The 20,149-nt window shown below is 56.2% G+C and carries 21 protein-coding genes; 3 read left to right on the top strand and 18 right to left on the bottom strand.

Annotation, left to right across the window (positions count from 1 at the left end):
- Positions 1-46 precede the first annotated feature (46 nt).
- The 4 genes from ACFPQ5_RS00105 to ACFPQ5_RS00090 form a co-directional block, all read right to left on the bottom strand.
- Entirely contained in the window at positions 47-1,450 is a 1,404-nt protein-coding gene (locus ACFPQ5_RS00105) for an MATE family efflux transporter (RefSeq protein ID WP_379750684.1), read from the bottom strand.
- Between the two features lie 70 nt (positions 1,451-1,520).
- On the bottom strand, positions 1,521-2,378 hold the full coding sequence (locus ACFPQ5_RS00100; protein WP_379750682.1) for a c-type cytochrome: 858 nt from the start codon (positions 2,376-2,378) through the stop codon (positions 1,521-1,523).
- A gap of 522 nt (positions 2,379-2,900) precedes the next feature.
- On the bottom strand, positions 2,901-3,197 hold the full coding sequence (locus ACFPQ5_RS00095) for a hypothetical protein (RefSeq protein WP_379750680.1): 297 nt from the start codon (positions 3,195-3,197) through the stop codon (positions 2,901-2,903).
- A gap of 156 nt (positions 3,198-3,353) precedes the next feature.
- On the bottom strand, positions 3,354-3,734 hold the full coding sequence (locus ACFPQ5_RS00090) for a hypothetical protein (RefSeq protein ID WP_379750678.1): 381 nt from the start codon (positions 3,732-3,734) through the stop codon (positions 3,354-3,356).
- Positions 3,735-4,081: 347 nt separating this feature from the next.
- Between ACFPQ5_RS00090 and ACFPQ5_RS00085 the strand changes: the two genes are divergently transcribed.
- Together ACFPQ5_RS00085 and ACFPQ5_RS00080 are read left to right on the top strand one after the other, a co-directional pair.
- Complete coding sequence (locus ACFPQ5_RS00085; protein WP_379750676.1) at positions 4,082-4,381, top strand: hypothetical protein; 300 nt, start codon at positions 4,082-4,084, stop codon at positions 4,379-4,381.
- 150 nt (positions 4,382-4,531) lie between these two features.
- The gene (locus ACFPQ5_RS00080) at positions 4,532-4,717 is read left to right on the top strand and encodes a hypothetical protein (protein WP_379750674.1); all 186 of its coding nucleotides are present in this window, start codon (positions 4,532-4,534) and stop codon (positions 4,715-4,717) included.
- 340 nt (positions 4,718-5,057) lie between these two features.
- Here the strand turns inward: ACFPQ5_RS00080 and ACFPQ5_RS00075 are convergent, their stop codons facing one another.
- Positions 5,058-5,258 carry a hypothetical protein gene (locus tag ACFPQ5_RS00075; RefSeq protein ID WP_379750672.1) on the bottom strand — a complete coding sequence of 67 codons (201 nt, stop codon included), beginning with the start codon at positions 5,256-5,258 and terminating at the stop codon, positions 5,058-5,060.
- Positions 5,255-5,449: a hypothetical protein gene (locus ACFPQ5_RS00070; RefSeq protein ID WP_379750670.1), complete on the bottom strand. Its 195-nt coding sequence runs from the start codon at positions 5,447-5,449 to the stop codon at positions 5,255-5,257. Before ACFPQ5_RS00070 ends, ACFPQ5_RS00075 begins: the two co-directional genes overlap by 4 nt.
- A 97-nt stretch (positions 5,450-5,546) precedes the next feature.
- Between ACFPQ5_RS00070 and ACFPQ5_RS00065 the strand changes: the two genes are divergently transcribed.
- Entirely contained in the window at positions 5,547-6,236 is a 690-nt protein-coding gene (locus tag ACFPQ5_RS00065) for a hypothetical protein (protein ID WP_379750668.1), read from the top strand.
- A 215-nt stretch (positions 6,237-6,451) separates the two neighbouring features.
- Here ACFPQ5_RS00065 and ACFPQ5_RS00060 read toward each other — a convergent pair whose 3' ends face one another.
- The 12 genes from ACFPQ5_RS00060 to ACFPQ5_RS00005 all read right to left on the bottom strand — a co-directional run bounded on the left by ACFPQ5_RS00060 (position 6,452) and on the right by ACFPQ5_RS00005 (position 20,020).
- The gene (locus tag ACFPQ5_RS00060; protein ID WP_379750666.1) at positions 6,452-6,940 is read right to left on the bottom strand and encodes a hypothetical protein; all 489 of its coding nucleotides are present in this window, start codon (positions 6,938-6,940) and stop codon (positions 6,452-6,454) included.
- Positions 6,940-8,427 carry a hypothetical protein gene (locus ACFPQ5_RS00055; RefSeq protein ID WP_379750664.1) on the bottom strand — a complete coding sequence of 496 codons (1,488 nt, stop codon included), beginning with the start codon at positions 8,425-8,427 and terminating at the stop codon, positions 6,940-6,942. The genes ACFPQ5_RS00060 and ACFPQ5_RS00055 overlap by 1 nt, the downstream gene beginning before the upstream one ends.
- 197 nt (positions 8,428-8,624) lie before the next feature.
- Positions 8,625-10,778, bottom strand: coding sequence for a glucosaminidase domain-containing protein (locus ACFPQ5_RS00050; protein WP_379750662.1), 2,154 nt, complete (start codon positions 10,776-10,778; stop codon positions 8,625-8,627).
- Positions 10,779-10,780: 2 nt separating this feature from the next.
- A complete protein-coding gene (locus ACFPQ5_RS00045; RefSeq protein ID WP_379750660.1) occupies positions 10,781-12,748 on the bottom strand; it encodes a hypothetical protein in 1,968 nt (655 codons plus the stop codon).
- Positions 12,738-13,466, bottom strand: coding sequence for a phosphoadenosine phosphosulfate reductase domain-containing protein (locus ACFPQ5_RS00040; protein ID WP_379750658.1), 729 nt, complete (start codon positions 13,464-13,466; stop codon positions 12,738-12,740). Before ACFPQ5_RS00040 ends, ACFPQ5_RS00045 begins: the two co-directional genes overlap by 11 nt.
- 26 nt (positions 13,467-13,492) lie before the next feature.
- Positions 13,493-14,953 (bottom strand): hypothetical protein, encoded by a 1,461-nt coding sequence (locus tag ACFPQ5_RS00035; RefSeq protein WP_379750656.1) that lies wholly within the window; start codon positions 14,951-14,953, stop codon positions 13,493-13,495.
- Positions 14,954-15,037: 84 nt separating this feature from the next.
- The gene (locus ACFPQ5_RS00030) at positions 15,038-15,298 is read right to left on the bottom strand and encodes a hypothetical protein (protein ID WP_379750654.1); all 261 of its coding nucleotides are present in this window, start codon (positions 15,296-15,298) and stop codon (positions 15,038-15,040) included.
- Between the two features lies 1 nt (position 15,299).
- Positions 15,300-15,767, bottom strand: a complete 468-nt coding sequence (locus ACFPQ5_RS00025) for a GNAT family N-acetyltransferase (RefSeq protein ID WP_379750652.1) — start codon at positions 15,765-15,767, stop codon at positions 15,300-15,302.
- Between the two features lie 11 nt (positions 15,768-15,778).
- Complete coding sequence (locus ACFPQ5_RS00020; protein ID WP_379750650.1) at positions 15,779-17,428, bottom strand: hypothetical protein; 1,650 nt, start codon at positions 17,426-17,428, stop codon at positions 15,779-15,781.
- On the bottom strand, positions 17,428-18,150 hold the full coding sequence (locus ACFPQ5_RS00015; protein WP_379750648.1) for a phage adaptor protein: 723 nt from the start codon (positions 18,148-18,150) through the stop codon (positions 17,428-17,430). The genes ACFPQ5_RS00020 and ACFPQ5_RS00015 overlap by 1 nt, the downstream gene beginning before the upstream one ends.
- A gap of 30 nt (positions 18,151-18,180) precedes the next feature.
- Positions 18,181-18,891 carry a hypothetical protein gene (locus ACFPQ5_RS00010; RefSeq protein WP_379750646.1) on the bottom strand — a complete coding sequence of 237 codons (711 nt, stop codon included), beginning with the start codon at positions 18,889-18,891 and terminating at the stop codon, positions 18,181-18,183.
- A 157-nt stretch (positions 18,892-19,048) separates the two neighbouring features.
- A complete protein-coding gene (locus ACFPQ5_RS00005) occupies positions 19,049-20,020 on the bottom strand; it encodes a phage major capsid protein (protein WP_379750644.1) in 972 nt (323 codons plus the stop codon).
- Positions 20,021-20,149 lie beyond the last annotated feature (129 nt).

Below are 20,149 nucleotides of genomic sequence, written 5' to 3'. Positions count from 1 at the left end.
AAAAGCTGTACATACCTTGTCCTTTTCACCTCGTAAAACCACATCTTTAGCCTGCTGTCGCGCGCACCTTCTGGCGCGACAGTTTTTCCATCGACCAGGTCAGCAGCACGGCAGCAATGGTCAGGCCCAGCACCAGGCCGATCCAGAAGCCCGTCGTTTCCATCGGCGCGCCCGGCGACCAGGCGAACCAGCTCGGCGCAATCCCGAGGATATAGCCCAGCGGCAAACTAAAACCCCAGAAGGCGACCAGCTGGATGATCATCGGCGGGCGCGTGACCTGGTAGCCGCGGATGGCCGAGGCGGTGGCGACCTGGGTCGCATCCGACAGCTGGAACAGGGCCGCGAACAGCAGCAGGTGCACGCAGGCTTCCTGCACCGCCGGATCGGAGGTGTAGGCGCGCGCGATCTCCCAGCGGAAGAGCGCGATGCAGGCCGCTGACAGCACGCCGAAGGCGACCGACATGCCGACCCCGACGCGCGCCACGAACTGCGCCCGCAACGGATTGCCTTCGCCCATCGCCTGGCCGACGCGGGTCAGCAGGCCGATGCCGAAGCTCAAAGGCACCATGAACACGAGCGAAGCGAAGTTCAGCGCGATCTGGTGCGCCGACACCTGGATCACGCCGAAGCGCGCCACCAGCAGGCTGATCAGGCCGAAGGCGCTGACCTCGGCAAAATAAGTAACGCCGATCGGCAGGCCCAGGCGCAGCATCTCGCGGATTTCATTCCAATCGGGACCTTCCCAGCCGGTGAAGGGATAGGTCATGCGGTACACGGGCGAAATCTTCACCCAGGCCAGCATCGCGCCCAGCATCAGCCACATGCCGGCGGCGGTCGACACCGCGCAGCCGACCGCGCCCAGCCGCGGAAAACCCCAGTTGCCGAACACCAGCAGCCAGTTGCTGGCGACGTTGAACAGCAGGCCGAGGATCGCGATGATCATGATCGGCTTGGTTTCGTTGATGCTGGTCGTGTAACCGTACAGCGCGCGGTAGCAGGCAAAGGCCGGCATGCCCAGGCTCGTCACGTGCAGGAACATCGAGGCGCGCTCGGCCACCAGCTTGTCCATGCCGATATGGTCGAACAGCAGCGTGCAAAGATTGGCAGCCAGGCAGGCGATCAGGCCGATGCCTGCGCCTTTCCACAGCGACTGGCGTACCGAATGCGGAATCTTGTCGTAGCGCCCGCCGCCGATCTCGTGGGCCACCACGGTGTTAATCGACATCATGATGCCCATCACCGTCACCAGCACGATCGACCAGACCGAGGCGCCCAGCGAGACGGCCGCCAGTTCCTCGGCGCTGACGTGGCCCGTCATCGCGACGTCGGCCACGCCCATGCCGACCGTTGCCAGCTGGCCGACCAGCATCGGCCAGGAGAGCTTCCAGAGCGTGGCGATTTCCTGGCGGACGGGGGAGGGCGAGGTAGCGGCGGCAGCGGTGGAAGTCATGGGCAAACGAGGTGCGGAAACCCATGATTTTACTGTCTAATTGCTAAGCCTGCGATAGTGCTGCCGCCGCTCAATGCTGGCCTGCGGGACGTGGCGGCAGCGTTTGCAGATACGCATGGAGGGCGCGCACATCGACCTCGTTCATCTGGCCGAAGGAAGCGAAGGGCATGACCGGACTGATGGCGCTGCCGTCGGGCCGCTTGCCGCTGCGCAGCATGGCGAGGAAGCTCTCCGCGGACGGGTAGCGCGGCATGGCACTGCCAGGGCCCGGCGTCAGATTGGCGGCCTGCGGCCAGGCCGGCGGCGCGCCCGGGATGGCGCCGCCGCTCAGTTGCGCGCCATGGCAGCCGATACAGGCTTGCGCGACATAGGCGCCGTGCGCAGCCGTCACGGCGGCGGGCTGGGCGCGCGGCGGCGGCAGGGGGTGGTCGATCTTCTCGGCCGCGTCCTTGATCCCGCCTACCGCATACAGCAGCTTGACCGGCAGCGGCAGTTCGATCCGGCGGCGCTCGCCGGGCAATGGCGGCAGTTGCTGGAGGTAGGCGACCAGCGCGCCGGTGTCCTCATCGGTGAAGCGGGCATAGTCCTCGCTCGGCATCACGATGACCGGCTGGCCGTTGGGCTTGACGCCGTGACGGATGGTGCGCACCCAGTCCACCACGCCATAGGCGGTGGTGGCGCTGTTGGCGCCGCGGGTAATGTTAGGGGCGATCACGAGCATGCCATCGGCGTCGACCACCGTTTTACCCGTCCCGGTGCTGCCATGGCACTCGGCACAACCGCGGGTACTGTACAGGTAGCGGCCATGGGCGATGCGCGCGGGATCAGTGGGCAGCGCGACGGCGGCGACATTGACGGTGATCGTGCGCTGCAGTTTGCGCGCACTCAGCAGATGTGCGGCGGCGGCGATCAGCAGGCCCAGCAACACTAAGCTACCCAGGATCCGCAGCGTCCATCTCGTCGCTTTGCCCATGCATGCCTCCGTAGTGACAAATGGTAGGTTTGTTCAATTTATCACTTCTCGCATCCATGTAAATACGGCAAGCGAAGAACTTTTAATTATGTTGTGAATCCCCATCTGAAGCGATATCGCAGCCTGTGCCGCGAACGGCCTGGGCTGTCAAATCCAACCATCCGGGAGCACACTGTGGAATACAAGGATTAGCCCCGAAACTGGCAGACAGTCAGATGCCAGTAGGGCGGAACCGTAGTCGCAGCTTGCCGTACAAAAAACGTGCAAACGGAAGGGTTCTTGTTTGCCAACACAAGCATCACGTATTGCCTCTGTAATGGCCTATGCGTTGCGCTGATCTTGGGCTTAACAAATCGCGCTCTTTACGGCGACGAAAAGAGGCTCCAAGTAGTGCAGTGGAAGATTTAACAATCCAGTCAACCGTTACGTTCGCAAAAGTCAGCTAGCATTCGATCTCTGGTTCTGTTATTTAAACTTCTATCGAATCCGGCGCAGGGTATACATCGGGTTAGTTGCAGTGTTAGGGTCCTGGATCACAAAGTTGATCGACGACCCTTTCATTAGACCGTCCTTATACGTGACCTTGACCACGTTCCCTTTCGTCGCATAGTCAACGCGTTCGATCACGCCCATCGTCTCTGTTTCGCCGGGTCGGAACGTGATCGTCATCGGCATTGCGTCAGCTCTCCATGTACCTTCTAGTTGGCCTGGCGAGCCACCGCAGCCCGCAACGAGCAAGGTCAGCAGCAGGGCTGCAGTGAATTTGAGTTTCATTTGTTTTCCTATTCCGTTCAAAGTTACAAGATGTTGCCTTCTGGAAAGCACATCATAACCGATGGCGTGGTCACGGAAACTATTCAAAACTCACATGCGGAAGACTTGTATGAGGCGACCTTGTATACGCCGGCCAAAACCATCTGAGAACACTGCTTACCAAGTAAACAGGGAACCGTCGTCTACAACGGGTGCTGCTGCAAGCGCTTCGCTGCGCTTGCGTTGCTTCTCTGTTCGCGCAGCCAGTTTAACGACCGGCATGACTTCGGTTGCTTTGACCCAGACAAACTTGTCTTGATACGTGTACTGCTGCGCTTTCCTGTCCCATGCCAAGCAACGCAGTTGCTTCGTCTGTACGACGTAACGCTTACCAATTTCGATGGTGCCAAGGTCAAAGTTCCCTTCTGGATAAATGTCTGCAAAGTACAGACGATCTGGGCCAACAGGGAATCCGTAGTGAATGCGGTCGGGGTTGATGCCGTTTGCTGGCGTAAAGCCGCATGTGATGATGTCGAGTGTTCGTGCTTGCTTTGTCATTTCTGTTTTCTCCTAGTGAGCGATTAGAGTTTCGGCTCACCTTCTATTTAATCGAGGATCAATAAATCGACCGAATAAAGGCGAATTATTGACATTTCAGTTGGTTCGTTGCGAAGTGGCACAGGTTCATTTAGTGCTTGATGAGCCGCATACCGGAACGCATCCTGGGTGTACTGCGATAACGCAGCAACTGATCCAAACGGAGCAAGCAAATAGCAAAGAACGCAAACACCCCAGCAGAGAACAACAACGGCACCGAGCAAGCAGCGCTGGGTTTTCTGGCGCAACTGGGAACGCTCGCAACTGCAATTACTGATCTTTCCCAGGTGGCTGTAAAACGCGACCCGGTGCTTAACGCACGCACCAAGTTTGGCGCTAATTGCGACGAGACTGTAAAGCTGATCAAAGCAGCAGCCGAACAAGGCAAGTTCTTCAAGAAGCTCCCAGACGGCTACTTAATCACTTTCCGCAACGGTAATTCGGCAATGCAACTGAACGGGACTGCACACTTCAAAGTCGGTGACGCGCAAGCTGCGATCAAGTTTGTCGAAGCAGCTAAAGCAGGTGCGGAAACCGGCGAACTTGACCAAGCATTCCGAGACAGCGCACGAGCAGCGCGTAAAGCGAAAGACGAAGCGACCGCGTAAGCAAACGCGTTAAGCAGCAAATCAACGGCGCTAAAAGCGCCGTTTTTGTTTGGCAAAAAAGAATGACAAGCCAAGTCATTCTTACGTTGATTCGCTAGCCACCTGAACGCATCCTCCGGTTATCGAAACGCAACTAACTGGAGCAACAAAATGGCAAACGCAAACAATAACAGCTACTTCAACGCATACCTTGGCTACATCGAATGCGGCGCAACTGAAACGGAAGCACTGATCGAAGTTGCTAACGAAAACGAAGTAAGCGTTAGCGTTGTTTTCGATGCGTTGGTGCTTTGCGGTCTGCACAACCCCTGCGGATGCAGCAGCGATTACGCATAATTATCGGTTGAACCGATAAACGAAAAAGCCCGCGTTTAGCGGGCTTTCGTCATTTCGACACCTGTAGTCAACTGCAATTATGGCGTCTGATGGTGCGTCTTCTGATGACGCCTACACGTATTGGCTGCGCCCACATGGAACCCCACCGCTGCCGGCATTTCCATCTCCGAACCAAGTACCAACCACCTGGGAAACAAGAGCGCGATTCTGAGCTTGCGAGTCGGCTGTTGTCGTTGACTTGCCAGATGCCTTCGTTAGAAGCGAAGATAACACCTTCCTTCGCCAAGAAAATAAGGTACATCGAGAGCGCTGGTATTTCGACAAACTCGACGTACTCACTTCATTTGCGAGATAGGAAGCGTGCAAGCCAAGATTCGCTGAACTGCCGTCCGGTGATCTTCTCGTACAGGCCAACCGAGTACCAGATGATCGCGAAGCCTGCTGCAACGGCTGGTAAAACCTTAATGACTGTCAGCACGGTTACGCTTGCGGCAGCAACGTCACCGACTTGCTTAACTGCTGCCAGCGCCTCGGTGCTCACATCGAACCTTCTGGGCTAGCTGCTGGTTCCGGTAGTGCCGTGATCGAGGCAATGAACTCGGCGTGGGCTTCTGCATGTGCAGCAATATCCTCGTCGGTAGCTGGTCGCTCGATCACGAACAACATGGTTTTGCGGTCGGAGTCGTCCTTGTACATGGTGACGACAGCATCGGTTGTGTAGAAATTAAGCATTTAGTATCTCTTGGCTTCTTGAATTTCATCTATTTATGTAGCTTGGTTCAAAGTTTGTTAGACTAACGAAAACATTGAGAACCTTATTGCAAAAAACATGGCGCGCAAACTTACAACTATCCAAGTAGCTAGAATTCTCGCGATTTTCATCCGATACGCAGATGAGAAAGGATCCATCGAAAGGTTGAACGAGCTTTTTCAAGAGCTGGGAAAGATTTTCCCCAACGGAAACGTTTTGGAAGGATACCTTTACGAGCTTAATCAGCAAGGCAGTATTTATTACGAAGAAATCGGCGAAGATGGTTTCAAGCCGATTATTCTTGCCGGAACCACGCCGAAAACAGCCGAGCGTCTTACTGTCCTTCTAAGCCGGGCAGATGACGATCTGGAAAGCATGGACGGTCGCATCAAGGACATCCTTTCCTTCAACCCAGATCGTTTGCGATCCGAAATTTCGGACGCAGAGGCGCAACTTGTCGATGCGAAGGCAAAGGTCAAAGCGAATGAGATGTTACGTCCTCTTCTTAGTCAAATCGAAACCATCGAAAAACACTTTCGCGGCGTAGCTGCTGTGGCAGAACGTTACGAGGAAGTTTACAAAAACATCATTCGGCCTGTTCAGCTTGAGGGGCAATCCGGGGTGAAAGCGACTGTACGATGGGCGATCTACAGCATTATCGCATCGACGTTACTCTCCATTGCCATTGGTAATTGGAAGGACATCGTTGCAATCTTCCATCCAACTGCTGACCACGCTACCTCGCCTGCGGTTCAGCGCTCTCCTTGATCTTGACACCCGCTGCGCCAGCTGCAAGCAGCCCGCCGTAGGCAAGCGAAAAGTTCGCCATGTCAAAGTGGCCTGTCTTGTAGACTTCGTAGCCTGAGAAGCATAGGAACGCGATAACGCCCACGATCCAGAGAACACGAGCGACATCGACCGTTTCGTTGTCGGCACCCGTTACCAGGTGCGTAAGCCATTGCATAAAAAAGTGTCTCATTGTGTTAGTTCAGGGTCATAGTGACGGTGCATTGCCTTGTCAACGTGTTTCCCTTGGCGTCGGTTACAACGCACTGTACAACCTGGGTACTAGCGTCGCCTGCTGTTCCAAAGCGTTGAACAGGCATTCGCACCACTGTTGAGGCGCTGTTCACAGCATCCACTGAGCCACTTCCCGAAACTTTCGACCATGCGAAGGTGTAAGGCGCCGCGCCGCCAGACAGCGAGATAGTGAGCGACTCCGTCTCGTTGTACATCGCGCCGGTATTGCCCGCCATGCCGGTCATGTACACATTGGAAAGCGTACCGCTCATCGGTGTGTACGCGCTCCGGCCATACAAGTTACTTAGCGAGATTGGTGGGCTACCTTTACCAGCTAATGCCAGTACGTCGGCATCGCCTAAAGAGATCACTGAGCTACGGTTAGGGTTTGCGATTCGCAGCTCGTTCAATACATTGGTTAGTGAGATAGTGCCGCTTCCTTGAAGAGCCATTATGCGGCCTCCAGTTCGGCAATACGCGCTTCGAGCTTGAAGACGAGCTTCGTCAGCTCAACGACCGACACCATTGCTGCGCCGCCGTAGTTGACGGTCTTCTCGCCTTTTTCGTCGGTGTGAATTGCTGCGGGAAGGCAGGCTTCAAGTGACTGCGCTCCGACACCCAGGCTGGTCTCTTTCGATTCGATCCAGTCGAACATCCCGACCTTTTCGATGCTCACGAGCTTGGTCAAGAAGTCTGGTGCGACAGCTTGCCAGTTCTCTTTCTTGCGTTCGTCCGATGTCTGGGTAACTACGGCTCCACTAACCGTACCATCGGCCTGAATACCGCCTGCGGAAAAACCGACAGCACCCGACCAATTTCCATTGGCATCCCATGTCCAGATAGATGGACGGTCATTACCGTCAAGAACTAATCCGAAGCGAGAAGTTCCATTTGATTGGCTACCGAGGAATAGAATACGCGCCGAGCCGGCACCCCAACCAGCCGTAACAGCCAGCTGTCCGACTGTCGTAACTTTTCCTGATTCATAGCGTACTAATGGATTGCTATTGCAACTGACACCAAACGCACCGTCGCTGATGTGGTAGAAGCCTGTATCCGACCATGCATCACTTTGGAATGTGATACTTGGTGCTGCGGCAGTGCCTTGCTTGGCAAGGATCTGCCCAGACATACTCATGTTGCCGTTCGTATCAAGACTCCATACACCCGTACCGAACTCATTAGCAACTCTTAAATAGCCTCCGTTACCAGTGACGATGTAGCTATTGTTGTCGCCGCCCATGAACATCATGGTGCGACCGGTTCCGCCAGAGTCCTTGGCGGAAATACCAACTTGGTTGGGAAGTGTAATCCCGCCAGTCATTACACCGCCCCACAGCGGGAGATACGAAGCGAGCGACGCGGTGACGTTTGCTGCTGTCTGATACCCACTTGGGTTTGTCGCGTTGTATGGCGTGTAACCGATAACGTTGTTCACTTGTGCAGCGGTTGCGGCCGTGAAAGCACCAGTGCCATTGCCGTAAGCCAGACCCGTAAGCGTCGTCACACCGGTACCGCCATTTCCTACTGCTACAACGCCGGTCACGTTAGCTGCCGTGCCACTCGCGTTACCGGTTACGTTACCAGTCAGGTTGCCTGTTACGTTACCAGTCAAGTTGCCCGTCACGTTGCCGGTCACATTACCCGTTACGTTGCCGGTCAATGGGCCAGTGTACGAAGCGGCCGTAGATGCTCCGGTCATACTCAACGAGCCGGTGATCTTGGTCGAACCGTTGATCTGTAGCTTGTTCGATCCATCATCGGCGTTCGTCCCGATCAGAACGCGACCGCCGCTGTTGACGCGCAAGCTTTCCACGCCCGACGCTACGAGCGCTAAGTTACCTGCGGTGGGCCGGAAAATGCCCGTAGATGCTTCGCTGTTGAAGGCAATACCTGGGATGCTGCTGGTCCCGTCGATCAGCTTGAGCTGACCGGTCATAGACGCTTGACCGTCGCGTGGAAGCACATTGTTAAGCGTGTTCCCGATGTCAGTGACCAAGGTGTTGAATGTGCTGGACTGGATTACAGTGCCAGTTGCTACAGGTTGCCCTGCTGGTGGGACATAGGTCCCGCTACCGTTGTAAGACATTAAAGTCGCCTCTTATTGTTATGTGGGCTTTGGACTTCTATTTACGTTCAAGGTGAAAGCGATCCTGCTCCTGCTGCGCCGCTTCCGCCTAATGCGCGACTGATTGCACTAGCCAATACCGGACTCATGGGCTTGCCGCCTGCACCGGTAAGCAAACGAATCATTGCCGGATTTTCGGACGTTGCCGCTTTCGCGAGCAAGCTCGATGCAAGCGACTTGACGCCTACACCCAGCAACGTTGTTGGGCTTGGGTGCAGTACCATCGCTGCCGCATCCAGTCCGTGACCGCCAGTTGCCTTACCGATGACCGCGCCAAGTCCTTTACCAGCTGATGGCCCGTACAGTTCAGATGCCATTCCAGCCAGGTCTTGAAACGGCGCATCGCCCTTCAAGAACGAGTTACTGAACGAACCTGTCTTTGCGGCTTGCAGCATCTGGCGTGGTGTCACAACGCCCGTATCGTTACTGGCCTTAACCATCTTCTGAACAGCAAGCAAGTTGCGGTAGTGTTCGTTCGCGATCTTGAACGCTTGCGCTTGCTGAGCGGTCATGTTGCTAGTCAGCGAACCGTTGATCTTATCGATGACATTCGACGCCATCTGCTTTTCGCTGTGTGATGAGCCTTGGCTGTACAACAATCCTTTCAGTTCACTTGCGAGACCTTGAAGATCGGTGCCCGCAACCGGAGTACCTGAGTCGATGGCCTTGTTAAGGTTCTTTATCGCCGCATTAACTGTGCTGTTATTAGCGATGCCTTCCGTCAGCGGATTCGTACCGGTCTTAACCAAGCCTTGGAGGTCGGTCTTCAACGACTGAGGAAGCGTGACCATCACATTAGTCGCGTCGTCGAGCGCTTGCTTGATTGCTGGGCGTGCGCTGTTGAGCATGTTGGTGTCGATAGCGCCCGCGTAATTCTTGAGTCCCAGCCCTTCGGCTACCTTCGTCGCGACGGCTTGGTCAGCGCGTGCCTGTGCGGAGATAACACTTCCGTTTTCCGGCATCGAGTCGGCGACGTTACGCCAGAACCCATTCGCGCCGTTGACGCTGGCGACGTTAGCGGGCAGACCTTGCGCCTGTGCTTCCGCCAAACGCGCAGTTGCCGCCGTATCGCCACCAAGTACCTTGGACGCGATGCTTGTTGCACCTTTACCGGCGCCGTAGCCCAAACCGGCACCGGCAGCACCGAAGGCGGCTTCAGTCAGAATGTTGTGTCCGAACTGGCCGTCCTTTGTCGTCGGGGTCAATGCACCCTGCGCTGCACCTACGGCACCGTCCATCACCAACATAGGCAACAAGCCTTCTGGTGCGACAGCAGCAGCAGCTAAGTATGGCAACGCCTTAACGCCACCGCTACCGACCATACCGCCTACCGTATGGCCGAGCGCTTGTCGTGATGGATCAGCTTCCTTCGCTGCCTGTTCGGCTTGGCGAGCTTTGAGGCCTGCGTCGTCACCAGTTACACGGTCGACCAACTGACGAGCGCCGTTGCCGAGGTCGCCAACTGCGTTGCTTGCACCTTGTCCGACGTTCGTGAAGAAGCCTTGCGCCTTGACCTTTTCGCCTGGGTCAGTCGCCTTGAAGTGTGCGAGTGCCTGACCACCGACAACGTTTACGATCTGCTCGGCAGTCTTTCCGCTAGCAAGCGCCGCCTTTACGTCAGCCCCTGCGAGATTGCTATTGAGCAGACCAGATACGATGGCTGCTGGTGCAACGCCTTTTGCATAGTCGCTTGCAACCTCTTGAGCAAGGGTGCTTTTCATGTCTTCGAGCGTCGGAACCGAGCCAGCGGCACGGACTGTAGAAATCGCTCCGGCCAGCTTAGCCGCGTACTGCTTGTCCTGCGCATAGCCACCGTTGACGAGTGAGCCGACGAACTGGTTAGTATTGCCGCCGCTTTGCACTGTGCCTTGATAGCGCGAGCGGGATAGCAGGTCAGCGTAAGCCTGTGCGGAAGCTTCGGGGCTGCTGTAGTTTGCGTACTGATCCGTGGTTCCTAATTGGTTGTCTCGTGCGGCAGTGCCGGACTGACCCGGTAGTGCCTTGATGTTTCCGAGGTTGTTCGTGCCTGGGATGACGCTTCGGCCCCAGCCGGTCTCAAGTCCCCATTGGCCGAGAACGTGAACCGGGTCGGTGCCGAGCTGAGAAGCGGCTTTCACCGCCGCTGACATGTACTGATTGATGAAGTCGTTAATGTCGGCCATGTTTAGAAACTGTAGTTGCCGGGAGCACGACCGTTAGGCGCTGCGCCACCGCTTGTTTGATGAGTCGGCACTTGAGGCTGATAGCCCAGCTGATTAAGCGAATAGTCGTGCGCCGCCACCTCTGCTTGCTTACCGGCGAAGCGCTGTTGAACTGCTGCTTGAATCTGTTGCAGACCTTGTTGCACGGCTTCAGGTTGCATGGTCGCTTTCAGACCGTGTTGCTGGTAAGCCTGCATCAAACCAACACCCGCCGTACCTGATCCGCCTTTGTCCTGCATGATGCTCATGAGCATGCTGTCGTTCATAATTCGGTTCAGAATCTGCTGCTGTTCACCGCCGCCAAACCACTGCGCGATAGAGCCGCCTATGCCCCTCCATTTACCGGCTGCGTCATTGACGATCGACATCGCGTACTGCAAGTCGTTGTTGATCTTGCCGAGGTCGGCCACCTGTGCGACCGCTTCGCCGCGTGCTTTGGAAATCGAGCTAACGGCATTTGCGCTGTGATGGTGCGCCGTCAAACGCTGGTCGTTAGTCATCCCCATACCGCGCACCTGATCAGGAGTCATTGGCGGGATGCCCATCGCGCCCAATGTCTGGTTTAGACGGCCAACTGCTTCAGGATTGTCTGGGTCAGTACTCTTGACCAGATTGCTCATCGTTTCGATAGACTTGCTACCCATGCCTACACCTTTGAACCCCATCTGCTCGCTAGGGTTACGCTTGTTGTAGACGCCAACGGTCGCACCATCTGCGTTCTTTACTTCGCCCCAGTCCTTGCTGAACTGGCTCTGCATCATCGCGCTTGCAAGTTGTTGGCCCATCGGACCTGTGCGTGCGATCTGCTGCAAGTTCGCCATTTGATCGCCATAGCTCGCGGTTGCGTTGCCTTGCGAAGCAGCTTGCTCGACCATTGAACGCGGGTCGCCCGTGGGGTTGATGCCCCGCGCCATCAAGTTTTGTGTGGCCTCGACTTCCTGAACTTGCTGTGCGAGCGACGGATCGCCTTCGCCACGCGGTGCAGTTGGGTCAATACCCAAAGCGCGTGCTCGATTTTCGAGAGTCGGTGCCGCCGGCGCGGCAGGTGGGGTAGGCAAAGCCGGCGCTTGTTTTGCTGGCGCAATTTGAGGCAGTGCCGGTGCTGATGGTGCCGCGCGCGTCGCTTGGTGAGCGTTCTGGTGCGTCCCAGAGGCTTTCGCAGTAGGGGCGGGAGCGCCACCCAAAAGCCTTGCAGCGAGTGCCACGTCGTCAGCGCTTAGCTGTCCGGTTGCCGTTGTCGGTAGCGACGTTTTCGGGCCGAGAGTGCGGGTCAAGTCGTTACCGCTGCCGAAGCTGTTGGGGCCACCAGTGACCGGAATTGCGTCCGCTCTTGGTCGCAAGCTAGGTGCTGATGCCTGCGCGGCCGGAGCCGCACCAAGTACTTTCTCAGCGATACGGCGGGACGTTGGCGGCACTTGCGGCTTTGGTAGCGCGGCGACTTCGGGTGCGGGCACAGGGAACGTTTGCACTGCGGTATCCGTCAACTGCGCGTTCGGGTCGATTACATCGCCCGCTTGGACCGTGCTGGTTGCACGTGAGCTTTCACGTGCCAGTTCAGCATCGGCTTCGCGTTGTGTCTGCTGCGCTGCTGCTCGTTGTCCGGCTGGCGAATTTGCAGGGTCTAACGCCCAGCTAAGCGCTGCTTGCGAATCCAGGCCGACTTGCTTCTGTGCTGTATCCGCATTCTCGGAAGTGTTCGCGCTTAACAAACCGGCTGCTAGGCGAGCCATGGTCGAACCGAGCGTATTACCACCGGCAAAGCCGACAAAGTCACCGTTTTTGATGAATTGTCCTTGATTGCCCTGCATTCCCATTTGTTGAAGGGCTTGCGCGGCGGCTCGTTGACGCTGTACCTTTTGTAAGGCGGTTTCGTAGTCAAACGTGCTTGGGTCTGATGGCGAAGTTGGGCCGCCGAACCAGTTAGTTGTCATTTAATGTCTCCTGTGCCTCGCTGAGACGACGAATAAACGGCTCAACGACTACTCTAATTTTTGTCAAACGCTTGTTCACCTCAGAAGCGACTTCTGGGTGATGCTGCTTAAGGTATTTATTGGCGCCATGTTCAAGCCAGGCTGTACAACGCATACAGTCGGGCGCTGATGTCAGCCCTGCGGCGTAGTAGGGCGGCAGCGGCACCCCCTGGCTTGCGATGTACTTGTTCACTTGGTCGGTTGACCAGTGCGCAATCGGGAACATTAGTTGAACGCCGTCGATAATGTCACCGCTTTTTACGTGGCTCTTGGTCGTGTCTTCGTCACGTTGGCCGCGCAGTAAAAGCGTGATCCCATCAGCCTTCATGCGCTCGTGCATCGGTAACATGATCGAGTTAAAGCAGCAGTTATGTCTGTCGATCAGCTGCACGTAGCCGTCGATGTCCTGCTTGGCAAATGCGAAGCCTGTACCTGGATGCATGACATCGCTGGGCCACCCCATTTGTTCGTGAACCTCTTTAACGCGGCCTTTAATCTCAACGAAGTGCGGCACAACGCCCCTTACGGCATCAACGAGCGCTTGTGTCTCCGGGTAGGCGTCACCGCTGTTCGTGTAGTACACCGTGACGCGATCCCAATACAGGCGCATCGCCAACAACAGCGCGAGGCTGTCACGCCCCCCGCTGAATTGGAGAGCGATCTTGGTATGCGCGTCCATGACCTCATCAAAGCTGAGACTGTGCATCAGTAAGCTACCGCTGCCGCCATCGCCAGCGAACCAATCGTGCCCATTGTCGAACTTGAATTCGCTGCGTTCTGCGCTGCCACACCAGAGTTGTACTGACCGAGCGAACTTGCTGCGCTGCTGTAGTCCGTACCCGGCGTATAGCCAGCGGCCGTAAAACCCGGCATCTGCGGCATGTTCACCTGTTGACCAGTCAAGACAGCGTTCATGCTGTTGAGTGGTTGCAGGTAATTCTGGTACGCGTCCTGATACGCGGTCTGGTACTGTTGCATTGCTTGCGCGTAGGACTGCTGTTGCGCCGCGTTGCTGTTCAACTGGGCTTGCTGGTTCACGCCGTATGAACCGAGTGCCTGGCTGTATGCTTGCCCTGCTGCCGAGTTGTAGGCGCTCTGACCTTGCAGAGCCGATGCGTACTGCGACAAGCCGTTTTGCAGGCTTTGCGTAGCTGCCATGTTGTTCGCATTGAATGCGTTCAGATCTTGGCCCTGCTGCTGTGCGCTGGCCGAGTTATTCAGCTGCGCGTTGCTTAAGTTCTGGCCGAACTGCTGACCGATTGCCGTGTTGGCCGCGCCAAAGCTGCTGAGGCCTTGGTTAAACGCTTGACCCTGCGCTGCATTGCGGGCGCTGTAGCCAGCCAGTGCAGACGCGTAGTTCGTGTTCGCGAGCTGATTACCGGTCAGGACAGCTTGGTTTGCAAGCTGGTCTTTCTGCTGTCCCTGAACGCGCAGCGTGTTCTGCATGGCGTTGTTGTACGCTTCAGTTCCAGGTGTAAGACCTTGAATACGCAATTGTGAGTCCAAGTTCTTCGTGTCCTGCGCCCACTGATCGGTAAGCAGGCCAGTCGATGCCTTGTACGCGGCTTGCGTGCCAGCGTCAGCGGTCGCTTGATCGAACTGCGGTGCGTTTAGGTTTACGCTACCGGCCCCACTTGTGAACGCGTTTGGATCGGTGTTGACTTGCGCGCCCGCGGCTGATGTTTGCAGTGGCCCAGCGCTCGAATTAAAGCTCTGGTTAATGCCTTGATACTGGCCGGTATAGCCATTCGCATTGATGTGCGACTGATCTACACTACCGACGCCGGATGGGCTAAAGCCTTGGAAATTCGAATTGATCGACGGGACGCCGTTCATGTACGACGACATCGACGGAGCAGTAAAGCCGTTCGCCATTTGGCTTGCGACCTGACCTTGCATAGCCTGGGCAAGCTGCGACTGATTTTGCTGAATTTTTTGCTGCGAGTTGAGGGCTTGCTGTTCCTCTGGCGTCAACACGATGTTGTTCGTCCAAGACGTAGTTCCGTCCGCTCCAGGTGTTGACGTCCAAGTAGACGAACCCCATGGCGTGTACTGGTCCGGGCGGTTTGCCGCCGTTTGCTGATTCAAGTTTTGCAGGTTGCCTTCTGCTGTTGCCTTTGCTGCACCTACGTAATCCGGTGCTGGTGGTGCTGATCCCTTGGACATCTGCGCGTCCTTCCTCAATAAATGTTTCGTCTACTTAGCGAGCGATAGCGCTCCTTTCTCTCGTTGGTCGAGTTGTGTTGCCAGTTAGCGTTGCTGGCTCGGGTTGAAGTACGTACCGCCTTGCAGCGTGCTGGTCTGCGGGTACAGGCCTTGTCCTTGCGGTGTGCCGATGCCTTGATAGTTCTGTCCGGTTTTTCCCAGATTGCTCATCAACATGGTGATGGCCTTGATCTGGTTATCGGTCAGTCCTGATCCCGGCTTTTGTGTGCCCGGTGTTGCTGCGGGTGCTGTTGGTGCGCCCGGTACTTCTGGTATTGCTGGTGCTCCTGATGTGCCCATGCCCATTTCACTTCTCCTGTTTTGATGGCTTCGACCATGGGCCTGCCAACCATTGTTTGCGCGTCAATCCGTAGATAAACGCATCGTTGTCCTCACCGAATGCATCCTCAAGACAAGCCACGTACTTGTGGCCTAGCTTTTCGTGCATACCGATGGCCGCTTCGTTGTCCACTGAGACAGTGAAGTTGAAACGTGTCTTTGCAGCGTGACGGAATACGAAGTCGTAGACCGTGAACGCGAAATCCCTGCTGAACCAGCGTCGTGTGCCGTCGCTTGCGATGTTCCCTTCGCATGCGAATGGACTCCATCTGTTGATGGCGACAACTGCGAGGATTTCTGGATCGCGGCCCTCGTGAAACATGACGTGCGCGATTGTTCGACACTCGTTCGCGTCGAACTCGCCGATGTCGCCACCTATACGGTCACGCATCCACTTCAAGAACACTGGCGCATACTGTTGATCAGTAACGATCACTCGTTTACTCGTCATACGAATGCGCCGCCCGGTGCAACCATCAAGTCTGTCGCGCTCCAAAGCGTCTCGGTTGTGGCGCTGACTGAAATCGTGACGGCGACGTAAGAAGCCGGATAAGCTGCAACGCCAGTCCATCGGTTGACTGTCGTGAGACTGCCGACCCAAGTCGCGTTCGGGTCGTCCCATCTGGCGACATCCCACACAGCGCCAGTTGCCGGGTTAAGGGTTGCGCTACCGACGATTGGTGTCAGGTTGAAGTCTGTATTGACGCCGACAAGAACGCTGGGGGCCGAGCTGCCCGTTACGATGAAGGGCTTGACCATTTTTACGTGCTTGACCAATGCGCCGCCGAAGGCGCTATCGAGCGTCGTGAAGGCTGTCATCGCGGTCGCGACAATGTTGTCGCCACCCGCGCCGTTGATGTCAGCGCCGTCCTTGTAGCCGATAAAGGCCAGTGCAACGAAGTCAGTACCGCCGAAGTAGAACGTGTCGTTGAACAGTCCGTAGCACTGCGCCGGCCAGCCAGTGAACTGCGTCCAGCCTTTCGTGATCGTGTCGAAGCAAAACTGAAAATTGTTCTTCTGGACGCTTTGCGGGACATTGAGCAGCATCACATTCGCGCCTGGGTACACGGCGGCTTCAAAGCCGGGGGTGTTTGACAGTGCAGCAACGAGATTGCTGATCGTTGGCGAGATCTTGTACGTGAACGCGGAAGTGTTCTCGACGCGTGCGCTTTGCAGGTATCGGCTCATCGGGTACAGGCCGTCTTGCGTCAATACGAGCAGATCGCCGCCGTACTTGGTGGTGCAACGTCGACCAACTGGCGAACCGATCTTGTACGTGCCCATCAGGTTCCAGGTCGTCGCGGAGCTTGGATTCGTGCCTTGGAATACGGCGGCATCGCCCTTGTCTGAAAGCGCGACCAACATCGCCGACGTACCGCTTGAGCCGCCGCTGTCCGTTGTCCATGTGGCGAGTTTGAACAGCTTGCCGCCGCCAGGGAAGAACGGACCGAAGTCGAACGGGTAAAGCTTTCCGCCCACCGAACCGATGTCGCAGTAGTACGCTTTAGTCGTGTTGTTAGCCACGAACCAAAGGCTCTGCTGGTGCAGCACGACATCAACGAAGTTATTGATGCTGACTGTCGTACCGTTGTTGTCGTTGATGGCGAACTGACCGACGCCCGCGGGGCTTGCTACCTGTGTGCCTGTGATCCAGCTGGAGCCGTCGAAGAATCGCGGCGCGTCAGCACCGTTGACTGTTACGAGAATGCTGCTTGATGCGGTCGTGTAGGTCTGGACGACGCTCTGCCAGTAGGTATTGACTGTACTTAGGCCCGAGACAACGGGGGTGCCTACAGCGCCGCCATTGGTCACATCGTAGATACCGCCTCCCGATACCGCGAACAGCTTGTTGTACCCGCTGTTACGTGAGTGATAGGTCAGCAAGCTTGTGCAGGAGCCAGGCAAGCCAGTTGCCCACTTGCGGTAGCCTTGGCGCACGGCCAAGCCTTGATTGGTCGCGACGAAATTTTGGATGCTTAGGCCGTAGCTCGGCTCCATCGCATCGAGGGGATCGAGCGTGTTGATGCCTTGGTAGGGGGCGGGCATACGGGTTGTGATCGCGCTGCGCTGCTGCGGCTTTAACGAGGATCGGGACATTAGGCAGCGCCCCCAAAGCCAGTGTCTGGAATGTTCGCAGTCGAGAGCATTGTGACGCCCGAGCCACCACCCGCAATGTTCAAACGGCGGGCTGGGGTATCTGCTCCCTTCGCGTATTCCAGAGCACGAGCGTAATCCACCAGGGCGACGGTGGTATCCATCCCCACAGACGCGAGCCACTTGAGCTTGACGCCGTAGATCACGCAACGGTGATCGAAGCGGATGATGTCGCCGTCTTGTTGGAGTTCTGTTTGCGGTACGCCGCCGTTGCTGGTGCAGTAAGCGTTGCTGACGTACTCGTAGTTGAAGGTGTACGGTGTAGCGCCTGGGGTTGGGTACAGGTGCAACTTGCCGCCGAAGATGCGGTAACGCTCAAACGGGCTGGCTGCGAGGTTCGATACCTTGATCTGTGCCCATTCGATTGCGGTGAGTGGGCCTTGTACCGGCCAACGGCTGTTCTGGTCGAAGAAAGTACCGCTTACAAAGCGTTCTTCGTCAGAAGGGAAGGGGTATGCCTCGACGCCGCTCGTTGTCGTGAACGAGTAGCTTGTTTGAAGTGCTTGCCAGTCGTATTCACGAAGCAGGTCATCGCATGTCGCACGTACCAGAGCAAGCAGCTTCTGAACGTTTGTGTCGGTAGACGACACAACGGTTGTGGGCGTTGGAAATCCGAGTTCACTTGTCACTAGCTGAACGATGTTTAAAAGGGTCTTCTGGGCCATGTTTGTTGTGTCGTCTCCTTAACGCTCTATTTAGCTGCCGCTGCCGCCTTCACTTGGCTTGCTCTTCTTACTGTCCTTCGTAGCCATTGCCTCCGCGAGCATTGCAGCGAAGCGTTCTTCAACGGCTTTCAGCTCTGCCTGATGGCGTTCGTTCTGCTCTTCCATCTGGGCACGAACAAAGGCGGTTGCAGTCTTATCCTTGGCGTCGTCGAGGAACTGCTGTGCCTTGTGCTTCATTGCGTAGAAGCCGCGCAGTACGCCGCTCGATGTGTCCGACAAAGTTGCAAGCTGTTCGACTGTGCGAATGCCTTGATGCTTCAACTCGGCTACTTGTGACGGTTGCAGACCCGGCCACATTTCCAACGGCGTGCCAACAACGGATGCTTCTTGGCCGCGTTTGTACGCTTCGTACTCTTGCGGAAAGCGCCAGATGTAGAAGTCGGTAACTGGCGTGTGAACGATCAGATCGCGGTTGCCTGGAATAGTAATCGTGATGAAGTCCATGTCTACGTACTTCGGGACGCCGCCTGCGAAGTAGGTTTCGCGCTTAGAGAACACAGGCTCGGCGCTAAACTTGACGTTGAGTTTCGTGTCTTCGCCGATGTCCTGATGCTGCATGAAGCGGCCTGTTCGCGGATCACGAATGCCGCGTGCTTCGTCGTCTGCAAAGCGGTGTGTGCCACCTTGATTAGCAATCGCTACGTCAAGGTTGATGTTGCTGGTGTTGGTGTTGGATTCCATCTATTTCTCCTGCCGTGAACGGTGCGAGTTGCGCTTGTTATCGCGGCTCACCGAACTGGTGGCAAAGCTGCAGGGCGTTATTGCCTTGCTCGCCTATTTACCTTTCGCCCAAACGCAGAAAAGCTCCCGAAGGAGCTTTTCGTAATCAAGTCACTGATTAGGTGTTCGAGTAGATACCCGAGAACTGCGGACCCGACATGGTCAAGTTACCTGCCCAGACCAAAGTCTTGACAGTGCTGTCTTGGTTGACTGCGGACTTGTCGTCCAGAGCGACCATGTTGCGATCCTTGTGGGAACGCCATTTCATGAAGTCGGTGTTCAGGAAGTACGCGGTTTGTGCGCCGATACCCGAAGCGTTTGTGTCGAAGACAACTGGAATGCCTTGGAATTGCAGCGTCTGGAAGCCTGCGTTACCCATCGTCGCATCTGAGATACGCTGCATGGATTGCAGACCGGACTCGTACAGTGCGTAGATCGCTGGCGATGCCAGGATGATCTTTGGACGGTCAGTGCCACGGGTCATGCTCAGCAAGAACTGGTTCCATTGCGAAATCAGTGCAGTACCTGTAGTCGCAACGCCCGAGCCATCGACAGAAGCTTGGTACTTCTTGTTCTGCCAGAAGGTGTTAGTTGCGCGGCTGATGCCGCCGTAAGTACCAACGGTGTTTGCCAGCGGAATAGCTGCGCCCAGACCGGTGATGTTCTTACCGCTGTTACCTGTACCGTCCAGGTAGAAGTGACGGTTCAGCAGGTTCGACATTGTTGATTCGGCGACTTTAACGCGGGCTTCGACCAGATCGAGCAGCGCTTCTTTGCCGTTGTTGACGAGCGTTTCGCGACCTGAGAAGGTCACTGGGACTGCGTACTGCGAGAACGAGAATTGTGCTGCGGAGATTACGTCTGCGGCTGCTGTTGGCAGCGTGTCGTAACCACTGTACGAACCACCGTTACCGTTTTCGGCAAACGACAGGTTTTCGTTGATGAACGTACCACCGTCAAAGGTGGTGCAGCCACCGGACTTCTTCATTGCCAGCAGTGCGGCGTTGTGTTGTGTGACGTTATCGGCGATGTCCTTTGAACGGAACTCGATTGTGGTCGCGGCGAGGTCACTAAGGTTTGGGAAACTCATTTTTATTTTTATCCTTAAGAGGCTTGCGATCGTTTCTTATCGAGGTCTTTACTCACCGCTGTGAACCGCCCCGGCTTTCGTGGAGGCCGGTTAGTGTGAGTCAGGCCGGGACGGCTTGACTGCTCAGTT

The organism is Massilia suwonensis, assembly GCF_042655665.1.
Taxonomy (GTDB): domain Bacteria; phylum Pseudomonadota; class Gammaproteobacteria; order Burkholderiales; family Burkholderiaceae_D; genus Telluria; species Telluria suwonensis.
The sequence above is the reverse complement of the archived record's forward strand: the minus strand, read 5'-3'. Positions and strand labels throughout refer to the sequence as shown.

Coding starts and splice junctions, on each gene's coding strand:
- ACFPQ5_RS00105 (WP_379750684.1), bottom strand. CDS start 1,450: ATGACTTCCACCGCTGCCGCCGCTACCTCGCCCTCCCCCGTCCGCCAG.
- ACFPQ5_RS00095 (WP_379750680.1), bottom strand. CDS start 3,197: ATGAAACTCAAATTCACTGCAGCCCTGCTGCTGACCTTGCTCGTTGCG.
- ACFPQ5_RS00090 (WP_379750678.1), bottom strand. CDS start 3,734: ATGACAAAGCAAGCACGAACACTCGACATCATCACATGCGGCTTTACG.
- ACFPQ5_RS00080 (WP_379750674.1), top strand. CDS start 4,532: ATGGCAAACGCAAACAATAACAGCTACTTCAACGCATACCTTGGCTAC.
- ACFPQ5_RS00070 (WP_379750670.1), bottom strand. CDS start 5,449: ATGCTTAATTTCTACACAACCGATGCTGTCGTCACCATGTACAAGGAC.
- ACFPQ5_RS00065 (WP_379750668.1), top strand. CDS start 5,547: ATGGCGCGCAAACTTACAACTATCCAAGTAGCTAGAATTCTCGCGATT.
- ACFPQ5_RS00060 (WP_379750666.1), bottom strand. CDS start 6,940: ATGGCTCTTCAAGGAAGCGGCACTATCTCACTAACCAATGTATTGAAC.
- ACFPQ5_RS00055 (WP_379750664.1), bottom strand. CDS start 8,427: ATGACCGGTCAGCTCAAGCTGATCGACGGGACCAGCAGCATCCCAGGT.
- ACFPQ5_RS00050 (WP_379750662.1), bottom strand. CDS start 10,778: ATGGCCGACATTAACGACTTCATCAATCAGTACATGTCAGCGGCGGTG.
- ACFPQ5_RS00045 (WP_379750660.1), bottom strand. CDS start 12,748: ATGACAACTAACTGGTTCGGCGGCCCAACTTCGCCATCAGACCCAAGC.
- ACFPQ5_RS00040 (WP_379750658.1), bottom strand. CDS start 13,466: ATGGACGCGCATACCAAGATCGCTCTCCAATTCAGCGGGGGGCGTGAC.
- ACFPQ5_RS00035 (WP_379750656.1), bottom strand. CDS start 14,953: ATGTCCAAGGGATCAGCACCACCAGCACCGGATTACGTAGGTGCAGCA.
- ACFPQ5_RS00030 (WP_379750654.1), bottom strand. CDS start 15,298: ATGGGCATGGGCACATCAGGAGCACCAGCAATACCAGAAGTACCGGGC.
- ACFPQ5_RS00020 (WP_379750650.1), bottom strand. CDS start 17,428: ATGTCCCGATCCTCGTTAAAGCCGCAGCAGCGCAGCGCGATCACAACC.
- ACFPQ5_RS00015 (WP_379750648.1), bottom strand. CDS start 18,150: ATGGCCCAGAAGACCCTTTTAAACATCGTTCAGCTAGTGACAAGTGAA.
- ACFPQ5_RS00010 (WP_379750646.1), bottom strand. CDS start 18,891: ATGGAATCCAACACCAACACCAGCAACATCAACCTTGACGTAGCGATT.
- ACFPQ5_RS00005 (WP_379750644.1), bottom strand. CDS start 20,020: ATGAGTTTCCCAAACCTTAGTGACCTCGCCGCGACCACAATCGAGTTC.